The sequence below is a fragment of the Micromonospora zingiberis genome (assembly GCF_004331455.1).
GTDB lineage: Bacteria > Actinomycetota > Actinomycetes > Mycobacteriales > Micromonosporaceae > Micromonospora > Micromonospora zingiberis.
This window is the reverse complement of the sequence record NZ_SJJR01000018.1, coordinates 51,341-75,626: the sequence shown is the minus strand read 5'-3', so window position 1 is coordinate 75,626 and position 24,286 is coordinate 51,341. Positions and strand designations below refer to the sequence as shown.

The 24,286-nt window shown below is 67.2% G+C and carries 23 protein-coding genes, 1 tRNA gene and 1 pseudogene; 7 read left to right on the top strand and 18 right to left on the bottom strand.

Annotated features, from left to right (window positions below):
- A complete protein-coding gene (locus tag E0H26_RS22480; protein ID WP_131306914.1) occupies positions 1 to 546 on the top strand; it encodes a pyridoxamine 5'-phosphate oxidase family protein in 546 nt (181 codons plus the stop codon).
- A 98-nt stretch (positions 547 to 644) separates the two neighbouring features.
- On the opposite strand, the gene E0H26_RS22475 is transcribed toward E0H26_RS22480, so the two are convergent.
- The gene (locus E0H26_RS22475) at positions 645 to 1,646 is read right to left on the bottom strand and encodes a zinc metalloprotease (protein WP_131306912.1); all 1,002 of its coding nucleotides are present in this window, start codon (positions 1,644 to 1,646) and stop codon (positions 645 to 647) included.
- 201 nt (positions 1,647 to 1,847) lie between these two features.
- On the opposite strand from E0H26_RS22475, the gene E0H26_RS22470 reads away from it, so the two are divergent.
- Positions 1,848 to 1,921, top strand: a tRNA-Gly gene (locus E0H26_RS22470).
- A gap of 90 nt (positions 1,922 to 2,011) precedes the next feature.
- Here the strand turns inward: E0H26_RS22470 and E0H26_RS22465 are convergent.
- The 10 genes from E0H26_RS22465 to E0H26_RS22420 form a co-directional block, all read right to left on the bottom strand.
- Positions 2,012 to 3,199: a tyrosine-type recombinase/integrase gene (locus tag E0H26_RS22465; RefSeq protein ID WP_131306910.1), complete on the bottom strand. Its 1,188-nt coding sequence runs from the start codon at positions 3,197 to 3,199 to the stop codon at positions 2,012 to 2,014.
- 2 nt (positions 3,200 to 3,201) lie between these two features.
- Positions 3,202 to 3,459, bottom strand: coding sequence for an excisionase family DNA-binding protein (locus E0H26_RS22460; RefSeq protein WP_131306908.1), 258 nt, complete (start codon positions 3,457 to 3,459; stop codon positions 3,202 to 3,204).
- Between the two features lie 242 nt (positions 3,460 to 3,701).
- Entirely contained in the window at positions 3,702 to 4,802 is a 1,101-nt protein-coding gene (locus E0H26_RS22455) for an AAA family ATPase (RefSeq protein ID WP_131306905.1), read from the bottom strand.
- The gene (locus E0H26_RS22450) at positions 4,799 to 5,974 is read right to left on the bottom strand and encodes a bifunctional DNA primase/polymerase (RefSeq protein WP_131306903.1); all 1,176 of its coding nucleotides are present in this window, start codon (positions 5,972 to 5,974) and stop codon (positions 4,799 to 4,801) included. Before E0H26_RS22450 ends, E0H26_RS22455 begins: the two co-directional genes overlap by 4 nt.
- The gene (locus tag E0H26_RS22445; RefSeq protein WP_131306901.1) at positions 5,971 to 6,342 is read right to left on the bottom strand and encodes an RRQRL motif-containing zinc-binding protein; all 372 of its coding nucleotides are present in this window, start codon (positions 6,340 to 6,342) and stop codon (positions 5,971 to 5,973) included. Before E0H26_RS22445 ends, E0H26_RS22450 begins: the two co-directional genes overlap by 4 nt.
- Entirely contained in the window at positions 6,342 to 6,686 is a 345-nt protein-coding gene (locus E0H26_RS22440) for a hypothetical protein (protein WP_131306899.1), read from the bottom strand. Before E0H26_RS22440 ends, E0H26_RS22445 begins: the two co-directional genes overlap by 1 nt.
- The gene (locus tag E0H26_RS22435) at positions 6,686 to 6,958 is read right to left on the bottom strand and encodes a hypothetical protein (RefSeq protein WP_131306897.1); all 273 of its coding nucleotides are present in this window, start codon (positions 6,956 to 6,958) and stop codon (positions 6,686 to 6,688) included. Before E0H26_RS22435 ends, E0H26_RS22440 begins: the two co-directional genes overlap by 1 nt.
- A 135-nt stretch (positions 6,959 to 7,093) precedes the next feature.
- Positions 7,094 to 9,226, bottom strand: coding sequence for a P-loop NTPase family protein (locus tag E0H26_RS22430; RefSeq protein ID WP_131306895.1), 2,133 nt, complete (start codon positions 9,224 to 9,226; stop codon positions 7,094 to 7,096).
- A gap of 91 nt (positions 9,227 to 9,317) precedes the next feature.
- Positions 9,318 to 10,067, bottom strand: coding sequence for a DUF2637 domain-containing protein (locus E0H26_RS22425; RefSeq protein ID WP_131306893.1), 750 nt, complete (start codon positions 10,065 to 10,067; stop codon positions 9,318 to 9,320).
- Positions 10,067 to 10,312 (bottom strand): DUF6284 family protein, encoded by a 246-nt coding sequence (locus E0H26_RS22420; RefSeq protein WP_131306891.1) that lies wholly within the window; start codon positions 10,310 to 10,312, stop codon positions 10,067 to 10,069. Before E0H26_RS22420 ends, E0H26_RS22425 begins: the two co-directional genes overlap by 1 nt.
- Before the next feature lie 223 nt (positions 10,313 to 10,535).
- On the opposite strand from E0H26_RS22420, the gene E0H26_RS22415 reads away from it, so the two are divergent.
- The 3 genes from E0H26_RS22415 to E0H26_RS22405 are packed head-to-tail and all read left to right on the top strand — an operon-like array spanning position 10,536 to position 13,668.
- Positions 10,536 to 11,390: a GntR family transcriptional regulator gene (locus tag E0H26_RS22415; RefSeq protein WP_131306889.1), complete on the top strand. Its 855-nt coding sequence runs from the start codon at positions 10,536 to 10,538 to the stop codon at positions 11,388 to 11,390.
- Complete coding sequence (locus E0H26_RS22410; RefSeq protein ID WP_206025304.1) at positions 11,387 to 11,956, top strand: DEAD/DEAH box helicase family protein; 570 nt, start codon at positions 11,387 to 11,389, stop codon at positions 11,954 to 11,956. Before E0H26_RS22415 ends, E0H26_RS22410 begins: the two co-directional genes overlap by 4 nt.
- A complete protein-coding gene (locus E0H26_RS22405) occupies positions 11,953 to 13,668 on the top strand; it encodes a pentapeptide repeat-containing protein (protein WP_131306887.1) in 1,716 nt (571 codons plus the stop codon). Before E0H26_RS22410 ends, E0H26_RS22405 begins: the two co-directional genes overlap by 4 nt.
- A gap of 959 nt (positions 13,669 to 14,627) precedes the next feature.
- On the opposite strand, the gene E0H26_RS22395 is transcribed toward E0H26_RS22405, so the two are convergent.
- The 5 genes from E0H26_RS22395 to E0H26_RS22375 form a co-directional block, all read right to left on the bottom strand.
- Positions 14,628 to 15,530 (bottom strand): S-4TM family putative pore-forming effector, encoded by a 903-nt coding sequence (locus E0H26_RS22395; RefSeq protein WP_131306885.1) that lies wholly within the window; start codon positions 15,528 to 15,530, stop codon positions 14,628 to 14,630.
- Positions 15,531 to 15,565: 35 nt separating this feature from the next.
- Positions 15,566 to 16,423, bottom strand: a complete 858-nt coding sequence (locus E0H26_RS22390) for a CBASS oligonucleotide cyclase (RefSeq protein ID WP_131306883.1) — start codon at positions 16,421 to 16,423, stop codon at positions 15,566 to 15,568.
- A 27-nt stretch (positions 16,424 to 16,450) separates the two neighbouring features.
- Positions 16,451 to 16,960 (bottom strand): hypothetical protein, encoded by a 510-nt coding sequence (locus E0H26_RS22385; RefSeq protein WP_131306881.1) that lies wholly within the window; start codon positions 16,958 to 16,960, stop codon positions 16,451 to 16,453.
- Positions 16,957 to 17,322: a hypothetical protein gene (locus E0H26_RS22380; protein WP_131306879.1), complete on the bottom strand. Its 366-nt coding sequence runs from the start codon at positions 17,320 to 17,322 to the stop codon at positions 16,957 to 16,959. The genes E0H26_RS22385 and E0H26_RS22380 overlap by 4 nt, the downstream gene beginning before the upstream one ends.
- 106 nt (positions 17,323 to 17,428) lie before the next feature.
- Entirely contained in the window at positions 17,429 to 18,334 is a 906-nt protein-coding gene (locus tag E0H26_RS22375; protein WP_131306877.1) for an AAA family ATPase, read from the bottom strand.
- A 102-nt stretch (positions 18,335 to 18,436) separates the two neighbouring features.
- Here E0H26_RS22375 and E0H26_RS22370 point away from each other — a divergent pair, with 102 nt between their 5' ends.
- Positions 18,437 to 18,847: a helix-turn-helix domain-containing protein gene (locus E0H26_RS22370; protein ID WP_131306875.1), complete on the top strand. Its 411-nt coding sequence runs from the start codon at positions 18,437 to 18,439 to the stop codon at positions 18,845 to 18,847.
- 207 nt (positions 18,848 to 19,054) lie between these two features.
- On the opposite strand, the gene E0H26_RS22365 is transcribed toward E0H26_RS22370, so the two are convergent.
- Together E0H26_RS22365 and E0H26_RS22360 are read right to left on the bottom strand one after the other, a co-directional pair.
- The gene (locus tag E0H26_RS22365) at positions 19,055 to 20,671 is read right to left on the bottom strand and encodes an integrase (protein WP_131306873.1); all 1,617 of its coding nucleotides are present in this window, start codon (positions 20,669 to 20,671) and stop codon (positions 19,055 to 19,057) included.
- 1,032 nt (positions 20,672 to 21,703) lie between these two features.
- Positions 21,704 to 23,731: a hypothetical protein gene (locus E0H26_RS22360; protein WP_131306870.1), complete on the bottom strand. Its 2,028-nt coding sequence runs from the start codon at positions 23,729 to 23,731 to the stop codon at positions 21,704 to 21,706.
- Between the two features lie 352 nt (positions 23,732 to 24,083).
- Between E0H26_RS22360 and E0H26_RS30705 the strand changes: the two are divergent.
- A pseudogene (locus E0H26_RS30705) lies at positions 24,084 to 24,208 on the top strand (transposase); the annotation flags it as partial.
- Positions 24,209 to 24,286: the final 78 nt, after the last annotated feature.

Sequence of the window (24,286 nt, the reverse complement as noted above, 5' to 3'; positions counted from 1 at the left end):
ATGGCTTCCTGGTCCGAATTCGCCGCTGACGAGCCTCGACTCGCCGACGGGATCCGCCTTCTCATGCAGCAGTACGGCCCTGGCTTCGGCTACCTGGCCACGGTCCGCGCCGACGGCGGGCCCCGGGTGCACCCGGTCTCCCCGGTGATCACCGACGACGGTCTGTTCTGTTTCGTGATCGACTCGCCGAAGCGGCGCGACCTGGAACGCGACGGGCGCTACGCGCTGCACTCCTTCCCGGCGGAGGAGAGCGACGACGAGGCGTACGTCGCCGGTCGGGCCTGGCCGGTGACCGACGACGCCACCGTGGCCCGGCTGGCCCTCGCCGCTCGGGCCGCCCCGCACGCCGACTGGCGACTGTTCGAGTTCACGGTCGACGTGGCGATGCTGTCCCGCCACGGGCACTCCGCTGCCGGCCTGCCGGGCGATCAGGGCGGAGGGCCGGCCGTCCAGGTCTGGCTCGATCCGGCGGCGGCCACCCCGCAGGCGCAGCGCCCCACGTCGCTGGCGGCCCGCTCCGGCCGACACGCCCGCCGCGCGGCCTGAGCCCGGCACGACGTAGCGCCACCGCCACCCGAGCCCGCACGCGCCGGTGCCGGCCCCATCGAACGGGACCGGCACCGGAGAGGTACGTGCTGACCCCGCTACGCCCGATAGGTGTTCCAGGCGTTGATCATCCGGGTCGCCTGGCCCGGGGTGAACTGGTACATGCAGGAGTCGTACGTGTAGTCCATGAAGTTGGTGATCGGGTCGAGACCCGGGCTGGAGCAGGTGTCCCGGCCGGTCGGGCACTGGTAGGCCGGCGATGCCTCCGCCGGGGTGTCCGCGACCTGGTCGCCGCTGCCCGAGCAGCCACCCTGGAAGGTGTGGTACAGGTTCAACCAGTGGCCGACCTCGTGGGTGCCGGTGTCGCCCTGGTTGTAGTTGGTGGCGGTGCCGCCGGGCAGCGACTCGCTGAGCGCGACCACACCATCCATCACGTTCAGGGTGGTCTGCGGGAAGGTCGCCCAGCCGAGCAGGCCGCTGCTCAACTCACCGAGATAGATGTTGAGCGTGCCCTTGGTGCCCTGGCGGAGCTGGGTCTTCATCTGCCGCTCGGCAGAGGAGCCCTGCCGGATCGGGTACCACGACGTGTTGGTGACCCGGTTGATGCTCTGGAGCTGGAACGCGAAGGCGGTGGCGGCGCCGCCCGTCGCCCCACTGAACGACTGGTTCAGCACGCTGATCTGCGAGTGGATCATCGAGTCGGGGATGTTCCCACCGGCCCGGGTGGTGTCCCTGCGGATCACGTGCACCACGACCGGAATGGTGACCGAGGCCGCGGCGACCTGGGCGCTCAGCGTACGCTGGCCGACCCGCTTGGCCCGCTCCTGCAGCAGGTCGGCGAACTCGGCCTCCCGCTGGTGCAGCTGGGTCATGGTCAGTTCGTTCGGGTCGTGCTTGACGACCGCGTCGCCCCGGACCCTGGCCGCTGTGCCGGTCGGGTCCTCGCACACCTCGTCGGCGTGTGCGGCAGCCGCTGCCGGGCTGGCGGTAATGGTCGCGGCCGGCAACACGCCAACCGTTGCCACACCGAGCACCATGGCCAGCGACGTCGATGCGATGCCGGCGATGCGCCGGTTCAGCAGGTCGGGACGAAGTCCCATATGCCCACCTCTTTCTGTCGACGCGACTGGGGGTTGTGTCGCGCCGTGCGGAAAACGTGGGGCAGACGTTACAACCCATCGACAGATTTGAACATGGCCATATGTTGCGAGCCTGAAACTTCTTGCCGTGGTTGCGGCCGGTCCTCGGCCCGGGGTGCCTGGGTGCACGGGGCCGGTGACTCAGGTACAGTGATCCCGCTTGCGGGTGTAGTTCAATGGCAGAACATCAGCTTCCCAAGCTGACAGTGCGGGTTCGATTCCCGTCACCCGCTCCACGTACGGAAGCCCTGGTCAGGACCGATGTCCCGCCAGGGCTTCCGTGGTTCTAGATCATGCTGAAACAGGCATGGGCCATTAGCGGGCCATTAGCTCGCCTCGGCGGCCGGTCCGTCTCCCTCGGTAACCCGCTTGACCTTGCGCTTGCTCGGCTTGCGCCGGGCCGCCTTGACCGCCTTGTCGATCGCGTCGGCGATACCCTGGTCCGCCTCCCGGTTAGCGTGCTGGTAGATCAGCGCGGCGCGCGGGTTGTCGTGACCCATCCGAGCCATGATGTCGCGCAGGCTCGCGCCCGGTGCCCGCGACGCGAGCGTGTTGCCGGTGTGCCGCAGGTCGTGGAAGTGCAGACCAGGCACACCCACGGCGGCGACCGACTCGGACCACTTGACCAGCTTGTTGAAGTTGCCACGCCAGAGGGTCCGCCCGCTCTCGCCAGTGAACACGAACGCCTCGGGTGCCTCGCCGACGTGGCCGCTCATGTGCTGTTTCAGCACAGGCAGGGCCGCCTTGGGTAGGGCGACGGTCCGCACGCCCGCCCGCGACCTCGGCGGGCCGAGGATCAGGCCGGTACCCCGGTGCTCGACGAACGCCTGTCGCACCCGCACCGTGCCAGCCGCTAGGTCGACGTCGCAGCGTTGCAGAGCGACCGCCTCGCCCCACCGTAGGCATCCGAACGTGGTGACCAGGATCAGCGCCTGGAAGCGCTCCGGCATCCGCTCGGCCAGCGCGAAGATTTGCGGAACGGTTAGGACCGGCCGCTCTGCGGGCTTTTCCTGGTCGGCACCGACGACGCGGCACGGGTTGATCCTGATCAGTTCGTCCTCCTTGACGGCGGTCATCAGGACCGCGCGCAGCAGCCGGTACGCCTTGGCGGCCATGGTCACCGACACGCCCTCGGCCAGCAGCCGTGCCCGCCACTCGCGGACCATGGGAGTGTCGATCCGGTTGAGCGGCATGTCGCCGAGGTACGGCGTGATGTGCCTGCCGAGCGTCCAGCGGTACAGGTGCACGGTCCGGGGCCGCAGGTTCGGCCGTTCGGTGATCCACCGCTCGGCGTAGTCGCGTAGCCGGATCTTGCCGCGTTCAGGGTCGATCCACTCTCCCCGCATCATCTGAGCCTCGATCAGCGACAGGTACTTTTCGGCCTCGGGCTTGCGGGCGAACGTCTGCGGGGCGGAGCGCATCCGTCCGTCCGGGCCGGGGTAGCGAGCCTGGTAGCGGCCGGACTCGCGCTTACGGATGTTGCCGAATCGGCGGTGTCCCTCTTGGTTGGCCATGATCAGGCGACACTCCTCAATCCGCGCCAGACGGTCTCTGCGGTCATGGGCTCGACTCGTCCGGCGTGAACAAATGCGGCCAAGTCGGCGGGGTCGATCCGGATCGACCGGCCGAGACGGTGGAACGCAATCTGTCGCTCGGCGACGGCGCGGCGTACGTAGCGCACGCTCATGCCGATGCGGCTTGCGGCTTCTTCGATGGTCAGCAACTCGGCGGGCAGCTTCAGAACCGGCGCGTTCTGGGTGATCCGCTTAGCCATCGGGTGTCCTTTCCGGGCAGTGCGGCCTATCAGGGGTGGTGCGGCAAGGCGTTGAGAGCGCGGGTAGCGGCCTCTCTGGCGGCGGGGCGGTTCGGCGAGGGGTGGCGGGCCGCGTTGGCAGAAAGCCGCACGGCGGCCCGCTGAGAGCCACGCTGAGCCAAGATCCCGGGCGTACTGGTGTCTTCGTATGGGTCTGTGCTGAAACAGCCCTATACCCCCCTGTTTCATCATGTTCAGCAGCGTCACGGCCAGAGTTCGGCTGTCCCCGAGGTGTCCCCCTCGTTTTCGCTGCTCAGGGCGGGTTGGGGGACACCGGGGACAGCAGGGACACCGGGGACTCGGTACCGGCCCCCGGTGTCGGCGGCGAGTTGTCCGTCAGCGAGCATCCGCTGACAGGTCCGCTTGACGTTGTCGTAGGCGAGGCCGACCCCGTCGGCGATGACCTTGGGCGTGCTGCCGGGGGTGGTCCGCAAGAAGCGCAGGATCGTCGCGCGGGTCTCGCCGACCTGGTGGTCTTCGGCGGGGCCGTCGAGCATCTGCCACGCCCCGGCGGCCGGGTCGAACGTCAGGGCGTACTCGTTCTCGTCTACGTCGCGGCCGGTCACGTGCAGCACGCCGTCACCCTGGTTGCGCGCCCGCTTGAGCACGAGGGTGGCGTCGGCGGCCCCGGCGAGACCGTTGGTGCCGGAAACCTCGGTGAGGAAGTCGTCAGATCCGGCCTTGCGTACGTGATGGACCAGGACGAACGCCACGCCGTAGTCATCGGCGACCTTCTTCGCCCGGCCCACGGCGGCGTAGTCGGCATCGTAGGCGGACGCGCCGGGTGCGGAGTGACCGCGCAGCTTGGCGAAAACGTCGATGATGACCATGCGGGCATTCGGGTTGCGGTCGAGCCAAGCAGCGATAGCCTGGTCGCCGCCCTGCGGCAGCGGCGGGCACTCGGTGGCGAGAGTGAGTCCGGCCGGGGCCTTGCGCTGGCCGAGAACCTTGCCGAGCCGGTTTTGCAGGCGGCGGGCGGTGTCCTCCAATGCGAGGTAGAGCACCGGGCCGCGCTCGACCGGGATCGCGCCGAACGCCTTGCCGCCGAGAGCGACGTCGAGGCCGAGGCCGAGCGACATCCACGACTTGCCGACTTTCGGCGGGCCGCAGAGCAGGTTCACGCCCTCGGACAGCACGCCGGGCACGGCCCACTTGGGCGGTGCGAACTCCATCGCCATGATGTCGGCGGCGGTCCACGACGTGCGGATCCGAGCAGGCCGCGCCTGCTCGGGCGACAGAACCTCGGCGGCGTCGTCCGGCCCGGCGACGTGCAGGTGCGGGCGGTCAGCCGACATGGCGCTCATGCGGCCACCGTCCGGGGGCGACGGGCACCGGCGGCGAGGCCGGAGCGGATCGTGCGCAGCGTCTCGAACCGGGTGAGGCCGATCGACAGCGCGGCCTCTTCGAGCAGCGCGGCGGCCTGGTCGACGGGCAGCGCTCCCCCGGCGGCGAGCTGGCCGAGGGCGACCGCGGAGACGTAGAGCGTGTGGTTGCGGTCGCCCTCGGCGGCGTGCCGCAGGTGGTCGAGCTGTCGGCCGATCGCGGCGTCCAGGTAGGCACCGGCCCGCCCGGTCGGCAGGTCGACAACAACCGGCCGTTGCGGAGGCAGCGGCGCGGGGGCAAGGCGTTCGGCGAGCCAGCCGGGCAGGTCGGCGACCGGCAGGTCACGGGCGACCGCGTACGGGCGGCCCGCGACCGTGCTCCCGGCCGCGACGACATAGCCGCCGTGGGCGCGGGTGTCGACCAGCCAGCCGAGGCCGTTGCCGCGCTCTCCGGCCGTGTTGCGCAGTGCCAGCCCGGCGGCCGGGTGCCGGAAGTACAGGTGTGCGCCGCCTCGGCCCGTGGTCACGGTGTAGGTGTCGTCGGGCATCGGATGTCCGGCGGCCTTGCACAGCGCGGCGAACACCTCGACGCCGTTCGTCGCGGCCGGGTGCGGGCAGCCGGGCGGCGGGACCTGGTCGGACTTGCGCACGTCCAGGTCGACGACGACTAGCCCAGACGGGCCGCAGGCGATGCCGACGCCGTACGGGGTCTCGGACCAACCGCGCCGGACCCGGTCGGGATCGGTGGTGGCACGGGCTTCCCAGCCGGTGTGTCCGTTGCGGCAGCGCGGGTCTCGGCCGGTGCAGGCGTCGGCGACGTGGTCGGGGAACGCGGGTCGCTTGTCGTCGGGCCGTAGCGGGAAGACGTGCCAGCCGCGTTCGGCGGCGGCGAGGGCTACCTCACGCGGGGATTCGTTGCGGGGCATGGGTTTCGGCCTCCGGGCGTTGGGTGTGGATGGCTGAGTGCGGAGGTGCTTGTCGTGGGCGCACGCGGCGCAGTAGCGGGCCTTCTCCCACCGGGTGACCTGCAACGGCAGGCCGGACATGGTGTCTTCGGCGGCGACGGTCCGGTCGCAGATGTGCGGGTACGGCAGGTCGGCTGGCACGAGGCGGCCGAGGGCCTTGCTCGCGCCGATCCAGTGCCCGCCGGTCATCGGCCCGGCCGCCCGTCGTGGCAGTCCAGGCACTCACCGAGCGAGTGCGGGATGTAGTAGCCGCGCACCTGGCCGCAGGTCGGGCAGGTGCGGCGGGCGCGCAGCGCGGCCGAGATCGCGCGGCGCTGGGCCGGGGTGGCGGTCCGCTTGGGCCGGGCGAGGTCGATCCGGTACAGGTACGCGGTCCGGGTGCCGCCGACGCCGCGCCAGAGGATCTGCGCAGCGACCGGCTGACCGCCCGGCCGCAGGCCACGCGCGGTGAGCTGCCGCCGGGTGGCGTAGCCGTCCGGCGCACCCTGCCACCAGAACATAGGGATCCCGTACCGGTCGCCCTCGGGATCGAAGTAGGCGGCCCGAATTCGCGGCATCAGGCGGCCCTCCTGCCGAGCGCGGGCCGGTCGGCGGCCCGGCCGTGCAGAGCGGCGGGCCGGATCGCGGCGACGGCGGCCAGCAGCTCGCGGCACAGGTGCAGCGCGAGCCCGAGTTGCCGCCGAGCGGTGTCCTCGGTCCGGCTGAGCGGCACGCGGATACGGATCTCGGCGTAGTCGACGTCGGCAGCGCGGACGCGGGTGATGACGGCCCGGCCGCCGAGCGGCCCATCGGCGATGATGTCCGGGGCCTGGTGCAGGGTGACCCCGCAGCGGTGATCGCGGGTGCACCAGTCGGTGTGCGGCGTCTCGGTCCGGCTGAACCGGGCCATGGTCCGGGCCATCAGCGCGTGCCCTTGCCGTGCAACTCGCGCAGGCTGTTGATGATCCGGCGGCCGACGCGCAGTCGGCGTCCGTCGCCGTGGCAGCGGCGGCAGAGGCCAAACGCGCGGCCGAACGGGGAGCGGCGCGTACCGGTGCCGGAGCACTTGCGGCAGGCTCCAAACGGCCAGAGCCAGCAGCCGAAGGCGTAACAGAGAGTGGCGATCACGGCGGCGAGGATCAGTACGCCGATCATGGTGCTTTCGGGGGTCGCGGTCGCGGCGAGGGCAGGCACAGTGAGCCTCCTGAGGCGGTTTTTGGGCGTGAAGGGCTGGCGGCGCAACCCGCGACCGGTCAATGTCTGTGCTGACCAGGCCGGTCGCGGGTTGAGTCGCGGTGACGCGACCGGTCGCGGGCGGGCCGCGACCGGCTACGCGGCCTTGCGGCGGGCGATCGCGGCGTCGATGTCGTCGGCCTTGGCTCCCTTGAGGGCCTTGCCGGAACGCTTGACGTCTACGCTGCGTACACCGAACGACCGGACCTGAGCCGAGACCGACTCGGCGGTCACGTCCGCGTACGCCTCGGGCAGGCGGTCGGCGAGGCGGGCCGCGATCTCTTCCCACTGCGCGCCGGTCTCGCCGCGCTCGATCACGCTGCGAACGTCGGCAAGCACGTCGCGGATCTCGCGGGCGACGTCCTCTCCGGCCGCCATGCCGGACAGAGTCCCGGCCGCTTCGCGCAGCTTGCGGGCGGCGATCAGGATCTTCTCCGCGTCGTCGGCGTCGGCGAGGTACGTACGCACAGTCGGGGTGGCGTCGGACGCGCCGCGCAGAATGCCGACGCCCTTGTAGCTGGGCAGCAGCGTCGACGAGTCGTAGCCCTCGGAGTTCGCCCCGGCCCCAAGGACCAGGTCGGAGACGTTCCACGAGCCGGTACGGAGGGAGAACCGCACCTGGTGGTTGTCGCGGAAGCTGATGAACTGGGTAGCGACCTGCCCACCGCCGACCCCGCTGGGCCGCTGGGTGGCGTCAACGAACCCGACACCGGCCGCCGGAGCGACCTTGACCAGGTAGACCAGCAGAGACGCGATCTCCTTGCTGATGTCGCCGAGGTCGAAGTACTCCTGAAACTCGTCCAGGACCACCAGCCGGACCGGCATCCGGTACTTCGGGTCACGGGCGATCTCGCGGGTCAGCTTGCCCTCGGGGCAGATGTCGACCGGCAGCTTGGACAGCCGCTCGTAGCGGTCCTGCACGTCGGCCTTGATCTCGCGCAGCGCTTCGAGCGCGATCTCGGCGGGATCGCCGTCGCGGGTCATCGCCAGGCCGAACGCGTACCGGTCGGCGACCAGGGAGAACTTGCGCCAGTCCGGCTTGCCGCCACCGTCCAGGACCGTCAGCTTCACGTACGGGTCCAGCGCGGCGTACAGCGCGAGGGACCGGGCGGCGAATGTCTTGCCCTGCCGGGGCTGAGCGCCGATCAGGATGCTGTTCCACATCAGGTCGACGCTCACCTTGTTGCCGCGCTCGTCCAGGCCGAACGGGGCGGGCTGCCAGATGTCGGTGGGCTTACAGCGCAGCAGCGGCGTCCGGCCCGCGCCCTGGGCGAGCGGGTCGCGGTCGGCGACCCACAGCGTGTGCCGCCGGTGCGACGACGGATCGCGGGTAATGAACACCTGCGAGACCGCGACGTCCAGGCCCGAGGCGATCGCGCCGCGTGCCTTGACCGCGTCGTCGAACGTCTTGCCGTACGGCAGGTCGATCGACACCTGCGAGCCGGTGCCCGAGGCGTCGCGGGCCATGGTCGAGCCGAAGCCGATCTGCTGGTGTGCCTTGTCCGGGTGCCCGAGACCGGCGGCGTAGTAGGCCCGCAGGATGATGTCCGGGTTCACCCGGCGGAAGCGGCCCGAGACGGTGGCCGGGGTGATGATGCGCCGATCCTCCGGGCGGCCGATGTGCGCCAGGAACGCGACCAGCAGGCAAGCGGTCAGCACCAGCGCCCACACCGGGGCGACCGCGTAGAGCACCGGGCCGCCGACGCACACGGCGACGGCCTCGGCGGCGAGCACGATGCCGCGCCACATGCGGGTGGCCTTGACCTCGCGGTGCAGCTTGAGCCACATGGCGGGGTCGTTGGCGTCGGCGGCGGCCTGCCGTAGCCCGTACTGCTCCGACACCCACCACCACTTGAGCTGGCGGCCGATCAGCCGGAACGCGCCGACGCTGGCCCAGAACGTGGCGAGGGTGGCGTACCAGGGCGCGCGGACGGCGTGGAATCCGGCGCGGTAGCCGGTCAGCGCGGCGGCCTGCGCGAGGCTGTGCCGGATGTTCGGCCACGTCGACCAGTTGGCCGGCACAATCGGCCGCTTGCCGGACGCATCGACCGGCGGCAGCTCAACGGGCATCCCGCCGCGCTGCGGGGTCTCGTCCAGGTCCACCTCGAAGTGCGTGCCCGCGTCGGCGGCCCGGCGGGTGCGCGCGGCGTCTAGGTCGACCACGTCGGCGACGTCGGCCTCGGCGGCGGTCCGGTCGAAGTTCTCGGGGTTCGGGTTGGATGCAGTCATGATGGAGGTCTCTCCTGAGGTCTGGTGACTGATAGGAGGGCCGGTGACGCGGCGCTTGCTTGGCGGCTGGTGGCCGCGTCACCGGGCGAAGTCAGGCGGCGGTGAGAGTGGGCGTTTCCGCAGGTACCGGCGCAGATGGTGACGCATCGGTGACGCGCAGGGCGGCGAGGTGACGCCGCGCGGTCGAGACCGAGACACCGGCCTTGGCGGCGATCTGCGAGACCGGCGCGTCGGGCATCTTGGCGGCAACCTTGGCGACCTTGTCCGCCGACACCGGGCGCGGTGTGACGCGCTTCGCTGGCGTCCTCTTGACCGCCGGATCCGAGACAGACTCGACGGTGGGCGACTCCGGTCCCCAGATGTCCTCATTGGTGTAGACCGGCTTCGACTCGATCAGGTCGGTGGGGGCCGGGGCGGGCTCCCTGACCGATGCGGCCTCGGTGAGGGTGCGGATCCGGCCGCCGATCTCGACTAGGCTGATCGACGCGACCACGATCAGGCCATCCACGCTGAACGGCAGCAGGTAGGCCGAGGAATCGGCCTCGCCGTACCGGATGGCCACGCCCACCATGTGCCAGTACGACACCCACGCCGCGATGCCTGCGATAACGGCGGTAGCGCCGAGACGGACGGCGGACAGTGCGCCACGGCGGGCCGGAATCCGAGAGATCAGCTCGACTGCCAGCAGCAGCGCCACCGGCGACCACGCAGAGATGGCCTGGCTGATCACATTGTCGGCGGCGTGAAGCACGTTGCCCGCCAGCGACGCCGCAATGCCGAGGGCGAACACCGAACGGACGCCCCACCCGATGCGCTTTAGGCGCTTGAGGTCCTGAGTCATCACGCGACCGCCTTCCGGGCGGCGGGACGCGCGGCCAGCTCGGCGGCGACACGGGTCACGCGGGCCTCGGCCCGGCGCAGCCGCCGCCAGTCCAGCGGCGATGGGCCGCCCTCAGCGGTCAACACTCGGATCTCGGCGTCAACGAGGTCGATCTCTGCGTCGATCAGCGGCATGTCGCGCTCGATCGCGGCGAGGTCGGCGGCAGTAGGACCTTGGAGCTCGGACGGCAGGTGCTTTCTGTGCATCGATGGCTTCCTCTGCTGTTAGGTGCGCGGCGGCCTAGAGAGGCCGGTCCGCCCCGCTGGGCTGTGACCCCCGCAACCTAACAACTGATATGCAAACGAGTCAGCTGATAGGTCCAATGTTGGCCGTGACCAGGCAGAACGCGCGACAGCGGCCTACCATCTGGTAGGCCGCTGGTAGGCTGCTCTGGTTCCCTGGCTGCCGTGAGATGCGAGGTCCCGAGACATGACGTCCCCTGAACCCCGGCTGTCTAGGTCGGAAGCGCTGCATCTGCAAGTAGCCCGCAAGCTGCGGAACGACATCGGGGCCGGAATACTCCGGGACGGGGAAACGCTGCCATCTACCCGAGAGCTAGCCAAGCAATGGGATGTAAGCGTCTTCACCATTACCGAGGCAATGCGAGTCCTGACCGACGAAGGCTTAGTGGTCAGCAAGTCAAGGTCCAAGCGTGTAGTGCACGCACCGGACCAAAATCGCCGTAATGAGATTCGGCTGCCGCAGCCGCAGGTAATCTTCGTTGGCGGTTATGCCGGGAGCGGCAAGACGGAGCTAGGCAGAATTCTCGCCAAGGAAACCGGCTGGCCGATGCTCGATAAAGACACGTTGACACGACCAGTCGTCGAGGCCGCGCTAGAAATCCTCGGGCTATCGCCGAACGACCGTGAATCCGAGAGATATCTGACGCTGATCCGGCCCCGGGAATACGAATCCCTGATGGCTGCCGCGCTAGAAAATGTTGGGTGTGGGAATAGCGCCATCGTAACGGCCCCGTTCATCCGTGAGTTCAACGACGTATCTTGGATCACCCGCACCCGAGCCATGTTTACCGGCCTCAAAGCTGCCACTACGTTGGTATGGGTTTACTGCGATGCCGACTCGATGAATGGCTATATCAGACAGCGGGGCGCAGCGAGAGACGGAGCAAAGCTCGCTGACTGGCCGGGTTACGTCGCCAGCATCAACCTTGACTTCCGGCCCTCGGCCCCTCACGTGGTCGTCAATAACTGCACGTCAGGCGAACCGCTGCAAAGTCAAGCCGCAGAGCTGCTTAAGACCGTCCTCGGTGGAGAGCAACCATGACTCCGGGCGTGATCCTCTACGGCCCGCCAGCCGCAGGAAAAGACACCGTTACGCAAGAATTGGTCAAGCTAAGGAACGACTACGCGCCCTTCCGCCGAATCAAGGTGGGGCGTGGTCGGACTGTCGGATATCGGATGGCAACAGATGCCGACATTGAACGACTACGCGCGAATGGTGACGTCCTGTGGGAAAACGAGCGCTATGGGTCAACGTACATAGTTGACTACAGGGCGTTGGCTGATGAACTTTCACGGCACATTCCCGTGCTGCATCTAGGGCAACCTGACGGAATCGACGCCGTACGAGGCGCTTTCCCGCCTGGCTCTTGGATCGTTGTATACATCTGGTCTTCTCGAAGTGTTGCAGCAGAACGGATCGAGGCTCGGCGAACCGGTGACACGGCGGAGCGGCTTGCCGCTTGGGACGCGACCCCGCGAGTTAAGGCGGATCTTGAAATCAACACAGGCCGACTGTCCGCCGAGCAGGCTGCGCAGCGCATCGACGTAGCTATCCGGAAATACGGCCTGCTGCCACCTGCGTCTCCCGTGCCCCTGGACTCAGAATGAGCTTCACAAACGGTGAGAACAGCGGAGCAGATATCCGCCCTCGGACGGTTTGGAATCGGCTTGGCGCTGTCGCCTATAAGCCGCGTGCCTACGCCGCTTTCATGTTAGAACGGAGCAATCCGAACACCATGAGGGTGCCATTTAGGAAAACTCGGCGACACCCAAAAAACCCCAATATGGTGATGCCGCTTGCTGTTCATATTGCGATGTGGCTACTCCTGGGCCTAAGTATTGCCGGGGTGACCTTGTACGTGCTCTGGCTTCTGTATCAGCGACCAAAACTAGCCAGCATCTCAGCTTCTGGAGTAGATCCGAAGACGCTATTCGACGCCTCAAAGGTCGCTCTCACCATCGTAGGTGGTATCGGTGGTGTCGTGGCGCTCGTCGTAGCATATAGGCGTCAACGACTGAATGAGGTTGAGCACAATCGGGAGAACACAAAGGTCTTCACTGAGCGGTTCACGGCCGCCTCAGAACAGCTCGGTTCCGAGAAATCGGCCATAAGGTTGGCTGGAGTTTACGCGATGGCCAGCCTTGCCGACGACTGGGAAGCTGGAAGGCAGACCTGTATTGATGTTCTTTGCGCATACGTGCGAATGCCCTACACGCCTATCGGGGATCACAAGAGATACGCCCGGAAATCCGGACCAGGATCACAGCCCGAGCCGGTCGCCCCTGATAGTGAGGTAGCCCCTGAGGTTAAATACGTGGGCGAAGCTCGCTACAACCCTCGCGAGGAACAACAAGTCCGAGACACCGTAATCCGAGTCATTAAGGAACACTTGCGGCCCGAGGCTGCGTCAGATTGGTTTGGGCAATCGTTCGACTTTACGGGATCAACCTTCGAGGACCTGCGATTTGGCGATATCGCGCTCACGAACTGTAACGTCAGTTTCGACAAATGCACCTTCTATGGGGAAACAGATTTCAGCGGCGTATACTTTAGGGCCTGTAAGGTTTCGTTCACGGGGGCTATTTTCGCGGGTGGTATAGGTTTCGAATATTCCTTGTTTGAGGACAGCAAAGTGGGAGTCTATGGGGACTTGGTAGATAATGGACGCATCCTTTTTCAGGGCTCCCAATTCGTTAGCGGCGAGGTGAATATCACAACCCCCCGAATCGGCGGCTCGGTCGACTTCATTGAGGCGGAATTCGACGGTGGCACCGTCAGTCTATTCAATCTTGCTTTGGAAGGTGACCCTAATTCGACCGGACTGAGTATGAGTCGTTCGATAATCAATGGCGGCGTGGTGCGATTCCTTGGTGGAACGTTCGCTTGCGGGACGTTCTATTTAAATGGCCTGGAGGTCAGTAAGGGGAAATTGATAATTGGATCTGATCTTACCTATGGTCCCACCCCTGACGATGGTCGTCGTCGCTTCTCGACTATATTGTCTGGGACGGAGTTTTCGTTTGATTGGGTTCAAATCGACGGCGGCTCGATCGAATTTATTGATGTGGTTATTGATGGTAGCGAAGTCCGTTTCGACAATCTAGTAATGACGGGTGGCCAGATCCTATTTTTGGGTAACGAGTTCCGGAGCGGAAAAATTCAATTTCCGCAGAATGTGCATATCGCTGGAGGTGATGTTTCTTTCGCCGACTCTAGGGAAGAAGGAGCGATCTTGGAGCTGGACGGCCTGAACAGCACGGCCGTTGAAGAACCAGCGCAGTCCGAGGAAAGCGGTAGCACGAGAGCGTTGAACGATTGAGTCCCTGGGTGCTGTCCCCCGTGTCCCCGCTGTCCCCCGGCGGAGATTTAGCTGCGGAAACGGCGGGGACAGCTCCAGTGGCGGGGTGTCCCCCCGGTCCGGCAGTGATCAAGCGGGCTCAACGAAGATCCGGGCCATTAGCGGGCCATTACGGCGGGCTTCCTGAGGTCACTCCAGGCCACTCGATTGCTTGCCGAGCTGCCCGACAGAATGATCACCGGTCGCCCTTGTACGGTTCCCAAGCTGACAGTGCGGGTTCGATTCCCTTCACCCGCTCCAAGTTTTCCCAGCTAGACAGCTTGACCAGCCGAAAGTTGGTCAATACCCGAACAGCAATTGTTGGGGATCTTGTTGGGAAACGAGAGTCGACACAGGGGGCGAGCCCGGCCCCGGGCAACACTCGGCAACATGCGAGTCGGCACTGCATCCCGTTTAGTACCAGCTCCAGCGCGGTCCAGCCTCACCGGCGTGAACGCCGGCAAAGCCAGGTCTCGCCAGGCCCAACCAACATCGTCATTGAGACAAGCTGACGGCGCAGACTCAGGCAACGGCCAGGTGGGTTCGGCTCCGCCAGGCCGAACCCACATGGCCGGGCGGCGTTAAGCAACGCGACCGGCCATGCGGAAGGCGACGTCCGGGTCGACGAAGTGGCGGTCGCCGAACAGGCCGAGCCGGAACTTGTCGCGCAGGATGCGGCGCACCGACACGTCAACGAGGTCCTCGCTGACCCTGTTCGATCAGCTCCGGGCGGTGCTCGACGCCTCAGGCGCGGGCCAGCATCGGTGTGCCCATGATCTCAGCGTCGGTGACCAGGCCCCCAGTCGGTGCAGACCACCCCGCGGAAGCCGTACCGCTCCACGCCGACAGTCCCATCAGGCTGCGGCCCGCACTATGCGCTGGAGCACGTCCAAATCGATGAACTCCCGATCGCGGGCGTAGGCCGGTGGTGTGGGTGCGGGTCAGGCGATGCCGTGTGCTCGGGCTTCATCGACCATGTGTTGGGCGGTAGCGGACATGGTTGCTTCTTGGCGCCGTCGGACCCGGTTGTGGAACCAATTCGGGATTGATGCGCCGTTCTGCCGGAACTGCAGGATCTTGTCCTGCACCGCGCGGCAGTCGGTGATCGTGACGGCGGCTGGATCGGCGAGCCCGCGACGCCACAGGTTGAGGACCTTGCCTTCGGCGCTGGCCTTGCTGGTGGCGGTGTCGAGGTTGGACCGAGCCATCTCGTAGAGCTCTTTGAGCAGCGACAGTTGCGGGACGACGAGCGCGATCAGCGCCTCTACGACCTCCATGTGGCCCACGACCATGATGAGCGTGGACGCCGCGAGCAGGGCGAGGATCGCGGCGGTCAGGGTCGCGGCCCATTTGCGGTGCGCGGACGCTCCCCAACCTAGGTTGCTGTTCTGGCAGATCAGTACGTTCATCGGGTAGGGCACGCTTGCGGTATCGGGGTACCAGTTGCGCAGGTCGCTGCGGTCGCCTCTGAGGCGGTTCGCGGCCGTGGTGATGGTGCTGGTGGTGGGCCGGTCGGCGCACATGTCGTTCCAGGGCAGCCCGAACAGCATCCCGTCGAGTTCTTCCTGGACGCAGGAGCCCTCATTGATCTTGCGTTTTTCACGGGCACTCCCCAAGATGCCGATGACCAGCAGGATGAGGCCGGTGACGATAGCGATCGATGTGCGCCACGGCGGGAAGGCGAGGGCGGCGGCGACGGAGCCGAGGGCACCGGTGGCGGCGATGACGAGTCGCGTTCCCTGGATGATTTTGGCGTCGGAGTAGAGCCGTCGCTGGGCGGCCAGCAGGGTCAGGGCCCGCTCACTGTTCTGGGCGGTGGTGATGCTCGGGTTCGCAGCGGTCATCTGCTCGGTGTCCTCGACGTTCGTCAGCGTGGGGGTTACGGCCGGGGCATGCGCCAGCCGAACAGGGTTTTCCAGGTTTCGACGGCGGACCGGTCCTTACCGCCGTTCTCCAGCAGGATTGCTTCCTCGCAGGTCTGCTGCCAGCCGCGCAGGGTCGCGGCGAGCTGCTGGCGGTCGAACTGGCTCAGGCCCCCGTTGACGTCCGGACCGAGGCCGGCCGGGTCTGGCCAGTCGTCTGTGATTTGCTCGGCGGCCGAGGCGAGGAACCAGCGGATTTCGTCGCGGTGCCGGCCGAAGGGTGGGCGAACCAGGTCCAGGGCCATCACCTCGATGAGGAAGGCCGGGGCGATCGGGTCGCCGGCCTCGCGGTTAATGCCCTTGATCATCTTGACGAACGGCACGAAACTGCCGTCGCATTCCTTGTTCTTCGCAGTCACCATCTGCGCGTGGATGTTCGGGTCGGTGGCCATCCAACCGCTGCCGCACGGCATGAGGTAACCGCCGCCTGCTCGGACGAATACGGGTGCGATCTCGTAGGAGGCGACATCCTCACCGGCGTACTCGACGAGGGCGACGTAGTCGTCTGCTGTGACGTTGGGCCAGCGAGTCCGCAGAACCTCGCACAGGGCGTTCACGGCGGCGGTGCCGGTGCCGTCAGCGAGGTTACCCTGCGGGCCGTCGGGATCGACGACGATGAAAATGTCGACGTCCTTGAGTTTCTTGGTCTTAGTGTGCCGGTCGTAGCTGCCGGTGAGGAAGTCCCCAGTGGTCGTCCAGGCGCCCTTGACGTGGTCGCGGATCAGCCGATGGCGGGATTCGGCGAGATCCTGTTCGGCCTGGCCGATCTCCAGCGTCTTCTTGAGTCCGGCAAAAGCGTCGTCGATGTAACCCATGGTGGTGCCCTGCTCCGATCGTAATGTCTATTTGCTGGTCAGGTAGCGCAGGCTCGCGCTGCCGTGAGGTGCCCCGGCGAGCGTGCCGAAACTGGACGAGCGCATCCCGTCGGTGCCGGCTCGGCTGCCAGGTGACCAGCCGGGCTGGGGCGTGCGGGCGGTACGGAAGGTGACGAACAGTCGGTAGGTGGTGCCGCGCGGCACGGTGCCGAGTTTGGCGAGGTACCGGGCCAGGCTGGCGCGGTCGGCGGTGAACGTTTTGTCGGCCACGCCGGTGCTGGTGTAGGTAACGGGGAACTCCAGGATCGGGTCGACCGCACCGCTGGGCCGGTGGCACTCCAGGACCACCGTGTCCAGGGACTGCTCGGCAATCCAGGCGCTGATGGCGCTCTCGTCCTGGGCCCAGGTGGAGAACAGGCGGGTCGCGTCGATACCGAGATGGCCGAGGATGTCCGCGATCGAGCCGAGGATGACGTCGGCCAGGTGGGTGGCGGTGTGCACGATCGTCCACGTGCTCGTCGAGGTCGAAGTGCTCATGAGCGTCCCAGACGGTCCAGGGCGGCCAGGTCGACCAGCCCAGCCGTCGAGCTCGCGGCCACGCCGACGGCGTCCTCGGGCGGCGCTGCGACCGACAGGTGGGCAGACTGCTTGACTGCGGCGGCCAGCGGCACGGCAAAATTGGCCGGGTTCGGCAGGTAAAGCAACCAGTCGGAGGTGGCGTTCGCACCGCCCGGCACCGGGTTCAGGTTTTCCTGCACCTCCATGACGGCGCCGCCGGTGGCCACGGTGATGCTGACGTGCAGCGGCCCAGAGACCAGCACAGCCGCATCCGTCTCGAGGTGACCGGCGGCGATGAGTGCCGGGCCGAGCCCGCGCAGCGGGGCCAGCGCCACCGCCACCGAGTCGGCGGTGACCCGGCCGGAGACGGTCAGGGTGTCGCTGATCAGTGTCGCGGCGGTGTCCCACGCTGCGGTCGCGGTCCGCTGGGGCGGACCCGCAATTATTCTAGAACGCTGCATGGGTTCCCTTTCCGGTAATGCGGCGGGCCGCGGCGACCCGGTGGGCGGTCTGGCGCAGGTCGTCGACGGTCAGTCGGTCGGGTCGCTGAACGGTTTCGAGGCGGCCGGCCATCGCCTCGGTGACCGCTTTGCGGATCTGTCGGCCGTCTGTTCCGGCCAGCAGGCTCGCCACCTCCTTAAGGCCCGGGTCGTCGGCCACTTCAGAGAGGGCGGGGAACGCGGCGGCCATGTCGCGCAGCGTGCCCGCAAGGATCGCCAGGGCGGCCTCGGCGTCCGGCGGGGGAACCTCGACAGCGACGTCAGCCCGCGACAGGAACGCCGTGTCCAGCGCGCCGGTGAAGTTAGAGGTGGCAACGACCAGCAGATGTGGATAGCGGGCGGCGTTGTCGTCCAGCGCGGTGAGCACCGCGTCGGTCGCCCGGTGCACGTCTGCAGGATTCGCCGACAGCGACGCCTCGCTGCGCGCCACCGCCATCGACTCGACCTCGTCCAGCAGGATGACCGTCGGCAGGCCGTCGGCGGCCAGCGCCGGGACATGCTCGGTCAGCAGTTCGGTCACCTTCTGCTGCGACTGCCCGTGCTCGGCGCTCATCAGCCCGTGCGGGTTCAGCTCGATCAGCCGGGCCCGGCCGCCGGCCATCACCGGGGCCAACTGCTGCGCCAAACCCCGCGCGAGGGTGGTCTTACCCGTGCCCGGCGGCCCGTACAAGAGCATCAGTCCGTGCAGCGCGGTGGACTCGAAAGGCAACCGCGCGCGCAGGCGCAGGCTCAGCACCGCCCATCGCAGCAGCCGGTCCTTGACCTGCGGGTCCACGATGATGGAGTCCCAGGTCCTCTCGTAGCGGGCATGGGGCAGCACCACGTTGTTCGTCACGGTCTCAGCGACGTTCATTCGATCTCCCTCCTGGAGTGCGAAGTCACTTTTGCACCGACGCGCAGTAAATTCGCAACTTCTTTGGCCGGTTCGGCGTGTCGCAGGCCCTAGGCTGGAGTCATGGCACGCGGCGCATCATCTCCGACGGGTACGACAAATGCAGATGCGTCACCGCCACCGGATGCCGTTCAGGGATCGGTCGGCGAGACACTGCGGCGCGCCCGGCAGTACCGCCGGTGGAGTCTGCGCGAGGTCGAACGCCGCACCGGGCGCCCCAACGCGTACCTGTCGCAGATCGAGCGGGGCGTCATCCGCCAACCGGACCCGGCCGTGATCTGGGAACTCGCACAGCTTTACGAACTCGACTTCACCCTGCTGGCACAGTGGCTCGGCTTGACCGAAGCCGACAACGCCGAGGCCACCGCCGACGTCACCAAGAAACTCATCTCCCTGGTTCTCAACCTCACCACGGATCAGAAACTGCGGGCTGTCGACCTACTGGAACAACTCGGCCGTCACGAACGAACTTGACAGCAGGGCACCGCCCGACGGTAACCCCGAGGCGGATGCCGCCCGATCCCCTAAATAGCGCATGTCGATGCTTCACCTGACATGACCGAAGTTTTCAACAGTTCGGTTGAGAATTGCGGTGTCGCCATGATCAGTTGACTCCGCCAGGGCATCGATGATGCTCGGACTGGGCACGGCGGCAAAACTGGCCGTTCGTGACGATCCGGGTCAGTTCAGAAGTCCAGTCACCGGCGGGCCGAGCGGGTCACCGACGAGCGCAAGCGAATTCTCCGCGCGAGCGGCCAGATCCAGCGGTTCGATCCGCAGGGTCAGAGCAGCGTGCACCAATCGGTCCAGCCCGGCACCCACCAGTGGTGCCGCCGTTCGCAGCGTTGCGTCCAGCGCGACCGCCGCGGTGGTGCCGCCGTGGTTGACGATGTTGCGGTGGCGGTACAGCCGACGCAGCACGCTGCAGTACACCGCCCGGACGTCGGCGAGCTCCCTGCGTGGCCCGGCCAGCACCTTCGACATCCGCTCGCAGGCAGCGACGTCGCTCGGCTGGGACAGCGTTAAGGACGCCCCACTGGCCACTGCCCGGGCCACTTCTCGGCATCGCTCAATGTTGGTGCTTGCGGCTTCGAGTGCTCGGCTCAGTTCGTCCGGTTGGGTTGGCCGATGCCGGTACGACAGCGCTGTCAGCTCCGCCCGCGGCCAGGAGCACGCCACCAGCGCGGCCAGTCGGTCGGCGGCCACCACCCGTCCTCCGTCTGGATCATCCTTATCCCCTGGGTGGTAGAGAAGCGATTCGATCGCCGCCCACGCCCCGGACAGCGCCGGCGCCGGTGGCCCCTCATTCAGCGGAGCTGCCAACTCCAACGCGTCGTCGAGTCGGTCGGAGTCCGTCACCGAGTACATCGTGCCCTCCCGCTGCAGTGACAACACGTCCGCGCCGCGGGCAGGGGGTTGTACCGGCAGGGCCTCTGGATAATCGCCGACCCAAACCTGCCCGACTGGCTGTAGTCGCCCACGCCCTGCCCTGGCGAACGAGTTGCGGGCCTGCAACCTCAGAACCAGCGCACCGGCAGCGCGGGCAGCCGCCACCGCGTCTTTGGCCATGATTCGATAGACGAACGCGCCGTTGTGCCGGGGCCTACGGGTAACGCCCTGCTCTTCAAACCACTCCGCTGCCGCTGGCGCCGGCCGCCACTCTGGCAGCCGCTCGGCCAGTGCCTGTTGGTTGGGTACCGCCAGAAACGGGACCAACACCTCGAATTCACTGTCGCCGCATGCCGCAAGGTCGCGGGCATACTCGAGCAGGTGCCGGAGAGTGGCGTCCGAGAGCTGCGCCGTGTCATGCACCCAGCGGTGCAGTTGGCCCGAGCTCCACCCGCTATCGAGTAGGTGGGTGGCGACCGCCCGGGCAAGCCGCTCAGGCGATGGTGGCGCGGCGGTTTCGACCGCCTCCATCCACCGGGTCAGATAGCCGTCGGTAGCCAACGGGATGATCTGCTTCAGACGGCGCCGCTGCTGACTGTCAGGGGCAAGGCCCGAGCGCAACAGTTGGGTCAGCTCCTTGCGCAGCAGACTGTCGCCGAGGCCGCGGTCCGGGCCGATTTGGCGCTCCAACGTGTGCAGGTACCAGCCCACGGCGCTGGCGCCGAGCACCTGTTCCCGCTGCCAGTCGCCCGCCTCCCACGCCTCCCGCAACGCAAGTGCGCTGCTGATGTCCCACAGCCGGCGCGGCCAGGGCGTGGTGTCGGCGAAGAAGTCCAGCAGTCGGGCGGTCACGTGCGCCGCGTAGGTGCTGTTCAACGAGGCGTCCAACAGATTCGGGGCAGCGGTCACGAGATGATATGCTCTCATCAGAGCAGACGCTCGACGTCTAAAGTTGGGGAGCCGCCTCGCAAGGGGCCGCTCCCCACTTTCTTTCCCCAGGTCAGCGCTCCCACCTGCTACCCCGCACGGAGCCGGCCGGCGTGTCGTCCTCACCCACTCAGGCAGCGGCTCGGTCTGCTGAACAGGATCACTCTCGTCGAGGCGAGGCAGTACCGCCAGCACCGCTTGCCGTATTCACGCCGGCGTAAGAACCACTGCTGGCGCTTGGGCCTGTGTCGTGCTCGGGTACCGCAGGCACCAGCGTCATCGCCGTCTGGGCCACGAACTCCTCGGACGACCGTCGACAACTGTGCGAGTTCGTTCATAACCAAAGCGTAATGTCCGACTATGACTACTTCAGGGCTTCTGCGAACCTTACCCGCAAATCTAGTGAAGCTGGCCTTTTTGAGGCTTCCCGCTTGCCCGGAGGGGACATGAAGCGGGCCAGGAAGCGAAGGCTTCCTGGCCCGCTGAAACGCTGCGCGGCTATCCCGCTGCGCCAGCCTGGGTGATCATCAGGCAGGCCAGCTTGGCGTGGGACAGTTGCTGAGGCCGGCCGGGTCGGCTGCGACGCGAGGCCAGGTGATCATCTACGAATTCGGCGGGTCGATCCAGGTCGTCGGGACCGGACGCGGCAGCATGTTTAGGACCCGACGGCGATGCGGGGCAGCGCCATGTTCCGCTCAGGCCCAACCGCGAGCCCGATACGTCCCTCGACCCGGCGCAGTTCCCTCTCTGAGGTCCCATCCCTGAGCGGAATGATGTACACGCTCGCCCAGTCGAGTGTCTTTGTCAGGCTACCGAGGTGCTGCGAAAAGCGCGTGCGGACGCCGACGGTGGTGGAGCCGACGTAGAGAGTCTTCCCGGACCAGCCGCACACGAGGTAGACCACGTTTCGTGCGTGGACTCTGATGTTCGGGCTGAAGGGCATTGGTCCAGCTGGTCCGTCGGGATGGAGCTTGTCGCCGGCGTAGGCGGCGAGCGACGCGAGTCGGGCGGGGGTCACTTCGCGGCCTCAAGGTTGTCGGCGTCCTCGTCCTCCCAAGTATCGATCGCGCGATCGGTATCGTCGTCGTACTCGGTCTCCCAGTTGTCATCGCGCCGAGCGGTAGCCCGGGCTCCGCGGTTGCGCCGCTCCCAGATCCGGCCCCAGAACTCCAGGTCTGAGGTGGCGTCATCCAGGACGTTCTTCCACTCCTTGACGTGGTTGCGGTCGGCCCCGACCGTCTCGACATGGTCGGTTCCGTCGAGCGCCTTTACCGCACGGATCGCGGCCATGGCGTCTTCGACAGCCCGCACGGCAGCACCGAGCCGTGCGGCGGCGTCCCGCAGCGCGTCGTCGGGGGTGTCAGTGCTGGTCGGCCGCTGCGGCGAGCCCGGCTTCGGGAACGTCGAGCGCAGGTAGACGTCGTTAAGAATCTGGTCTTGGGCGCGGTCCTCCGTACGGCGGATGCTTCCGTCTTCGTTGACCGCACGCAGCGTTGAGCGGCCATTGTGGTGGTCGACGATCGCCCGGTGCAGCTGCCGGATGCCGAGTCTCGACGTGAGCATGGTGTCGATGACTTCCCCGGGGCGCCGCCTGTCGTCGGCGTTCGGGTTGTTCTGCGTGCCGCGGTCGGCCCACAGCGACAGCGTGGCGATGAGCGGGTAGGCAGAGCGGGCCGCGAGGTCGAGACGGGCCGGCCCCGGTTCACCAGCAGGGTCCTGGTCCAACTCGTCAAGGGCATCGGTGAGGATCACGTCGGCGTCGCGGTGCGTGGGCTTGAAGTACCTGTCGCGTACGGCGACGAACCCGTGTTGCATGTAGCGGCGGACTCGATCCGGGTTGGCGCCTTCGCCGGCGACGGCCCGGACGATCAGTGCGACAGCGAGATTGACCCGGACGTTCTTGGTGATCCGCTTGCGGGTCGACTGGCGGGTGACGGCGTCGCGGATCGCGTCGCGTACAAGCTGGTCGTCGCTGGTGAACAGGGCGATGATCTCGGCCGCTCGGATGGCCTGGTCGGTGGGCAGGTGAGCAGCGTTCGCCTGAGCGCGGCTGATCGAACCGGCGAACCAGCGACGTCGTAGGGGCGTGAGGATGCCGCGGTCCTCCATGACAGCCAGGGCCTCATCGGCGAGGGATTCCATTTCAGGACCATCGCCCCATGCCTTCGGCGCATCGACGTGGCGCAGCGCCACGAGCGATTTCACCGCTGATGAGAACCGGTCCGGTCCTCCGCTGAGGGGCTGGTAGCCGACCAGGATGAGCGCCGGCAGGGTTTCACAGCGCAGCGCCTCGGACTGCTTGATCGTGGGGCCCTGCTCTAAGGCGGTGTTCAACTCCTTAATGCGGCCGCGCATGTACGTGTCAGAGCTGGCCGTCACGACAGCGTCGACGCTGTTGCCCATGCCGAGAACGTCGTGGGCGGCGGTGGTGCGTGAGGAACCCTCAGCGGTGGTCATAGCCCACAGTGCAGGGCTGCCGTCCTCGGTGTGGTCGTAGCGGGTGGCGACCAGCCACACTTCGGTGAGCACGCCCTGGTTGCGGATGGAGTACCGCCAGTCGTTGGCTTCGAGGACGGCACGAGCAGCCAGGCCTGAAGCCCATCGCATGTGCTCGGCCGACTCGACCTCGACCGTGAGGTGGGGGGTGGTGCCCTCGCTGGTCGGGTCACCGACCGGCGCGAAGCGAGACTCCTCATCGGTGCCGGGCTCGACGGCGATGGGGTGGCGACGGGCGGCTCCGATCCGCGGGTTGCGAATGTCGGGCAGGGTACGGCGCGCCCAGACCTCCGCCCGTACGGCGAGGAGCGTGCCGCCGGTGATGGCCAACTGGGTGGGGGTTTCAATTGAGCGGCGCAGTTCGGCGGGATCGACAACTGCGTCGGCGATAGTGCTCGCGGCCGCCTCATCGAGGCTGAAGGTCTCGATCAGCTTGTCGGCTGCCTTGCGGCGCGCAGCGATCGGCGCGAGTTCCGGTAGCTTGCTCACTGGGCGGGGCGGGACGTGGTCGTGGACAGCGACCGGTTCGTCTATGGTCGTGGTCATCTCGATGCCTCCTGGCATGTTTGAGGCACGCCGAAGAAGGTTGAGACGATGGGAAGCTGCTGGTCGTCTCGTCCGCTCCCGGAGTGCCACACCTGGTGTGGAATCCGTGCCCGGGAGGTTGGACGACCGAGGCCGTCGAGCGCATCCCCTCCAACTTTGTCGGAGCAAGCCCCGATGTGGTCTTCGGCGGCAACGTGGCACTCGGCAGGATCTGCGGCGTGAGGAAGCGAGCCTCCACGTTGCCTACCGAGGGACGTGAGTCCCGCAGCGATCCTGCGTCGCTTCACGCGTCGCAGGCATCGGCGATTTTAGCACTCCCCTCTCGGTCCGTCACTCCTAGAAGGCCATCGAAAGTTGGGTCCGGCAGGCGTAGGTCGATGGCGGCCAGCGGCGGGGGTCACGTCGGAGGAGTCGGCGGAGCTGAAGCGGCCGCGGCGGGAGAACGCCGAGTTGCGTCGGTCGAATGAGATCTTGAAGGGCGGGTGCGATCGTCGGTGCGGAGACCTGCGGCCCGCCGCTTCCGGCACGGGCAGCATTGGGAGGGTTGGGTGGTGG

Bases quoted from the DNA above. Each gene is read 5' to 3' on its own strand.
- E0H26_RS22480 (WP_131306914.1), top strand. From the start codon at position 1: ATGGCTTCCTGGTCCGAATTCGCCGCTGACGAGCCTCGACTCGCCGAC.
- E0H26_RS22475 (WP_131306912.1), bottom strand. From the start codon at position 1,646: ATGGGACTTCGTCCCGACCTGCTGAACCGGCGCATCGCCGGCATCGCA.
- E0H26_RS22465 (WP_131306910.1), bottom strand. From the start codon at position 3,199: ATGGCCAACCAAGAGGGACACCGCCGATTCGGCAACATCCGTAAGCGC.
- E0H26_RS22460 (WP_131306908.1), bottom strand. From the start codon at position 3,459: ATGGCTAAGCGGATCACCCAGAACGCGCCGGTTCTGAAGCTGCCCGCC.
- E0H26_RS22455 (WP_131306905.1), bottom strand. From the start codon at position 4,802: ATGAGCGCCATGTCGGCTGACCGCCCGCACCTGCACGTCGCCGGGCCG.
- E0H26_RS22450 (WP_131306903.1), bottom strand. From the start codon at position 5,974: ATGACCGGCGGGCACTGGATCGGCGCGAGCAAGGCCCTCGGCCGCCTC.
- E0H26_RS22445 (WP_131306901.1), bottom strand. From the start codon at position 6,342: ATGCCGCGAATTCGGGCCGCCTACTTCGATCCCGAGGGCGACCGGTAC.
- E0H26_RS22440 (WP_131306899.1), bottom strand. From the start codon at position 6,686: ATGGCCCGGACCATGGCCCGGTTCAGCCGGACCGAGACGCCGCACACC.
- E0H26_RS22430 (WP_131306895.1), bottom strand. From the start codon at position 9,226: ATGACTGCATCCAACCCGAACCCCGAGAACTTCGACCGGACCGCCGCC.
- E0H26_RS22425 (WP_131306893.1), bottom strand. From the start codon at position 10,067: ATGACTCAGGACCTCAAGCGCCTAAAGCGCATCGGGTGGGGCGTCCGT.
- E0H26_RS22420 (WP_131306891.1), bottom strand. From the start codon at position 10,312: ATGCACAGAAAGCACCTGCCGTCCGAGCTCCAAGGTCCTACTGCCGCC.
- E0H26_RS22415 (WP_131306889.1), top strand. From the start codon at position 10,536: ATGACGTCCCCTGAACCCCGGCTGTCTAGGTCGGAAGCGCTGCATCTG.
- E0H26_RS22410 (WP_206025304.1), top strand. From the start codon at position 11,387: ATGACTCCGGGCGTGATCCTCTACGGCCCGCCAGCCGCAGGAAAAGAC.
- E0H26_RS22405 (WP_131306887.1), top strand. From the start codon at position 11,953: ATGAGCTTCACAAACGGTGAGAACAGCGGAGCAGATATCCGCCCTCGG.
- E0H26_RS22395 (WP_131306885.1), bottom strand. From the start codon at position 15,530: ATGACCGCTGCGAACCCGAGCATCACCACCGCCCAGAACAGTGAGCGG.
- E0H26_RS22390 (WP_131306883.1), bottom strand. From the start codon at position 16,423: ATGGGTTACATCGACGACGCTTTTGCCGGACTCAAGAAGACGCTGGAG.
- E0H26_RS22385 (WP_131306881.1), bottom strand. From the start codon at position 16,960: ATGAGCACTTCGACCTCGACGAGCACGTGGACGATCGTGCACACCGCC.
- E0H26_RS22375 (WP_131306877.1), bottom strand. From the start codon at position 18,334: ATGAACGTCGCTGAGACCGTGACGAACAACGTGGTGCTGCCCCATGCC.
- E0H26_RS22370 (WP_131306875.1), top strand. From the start codon at position 18,437: ATGGCACGCGGCGCATCATCTCCGACGGGTACGACAAATGCAGATGCG.
- E0H26_RS22360 (WP_131306870.1), bottom strand. From the start codon at position 23,731: ATGACCACGACCATAGACGAACCGGTCGCTGTCCACGACCACGTCCCG.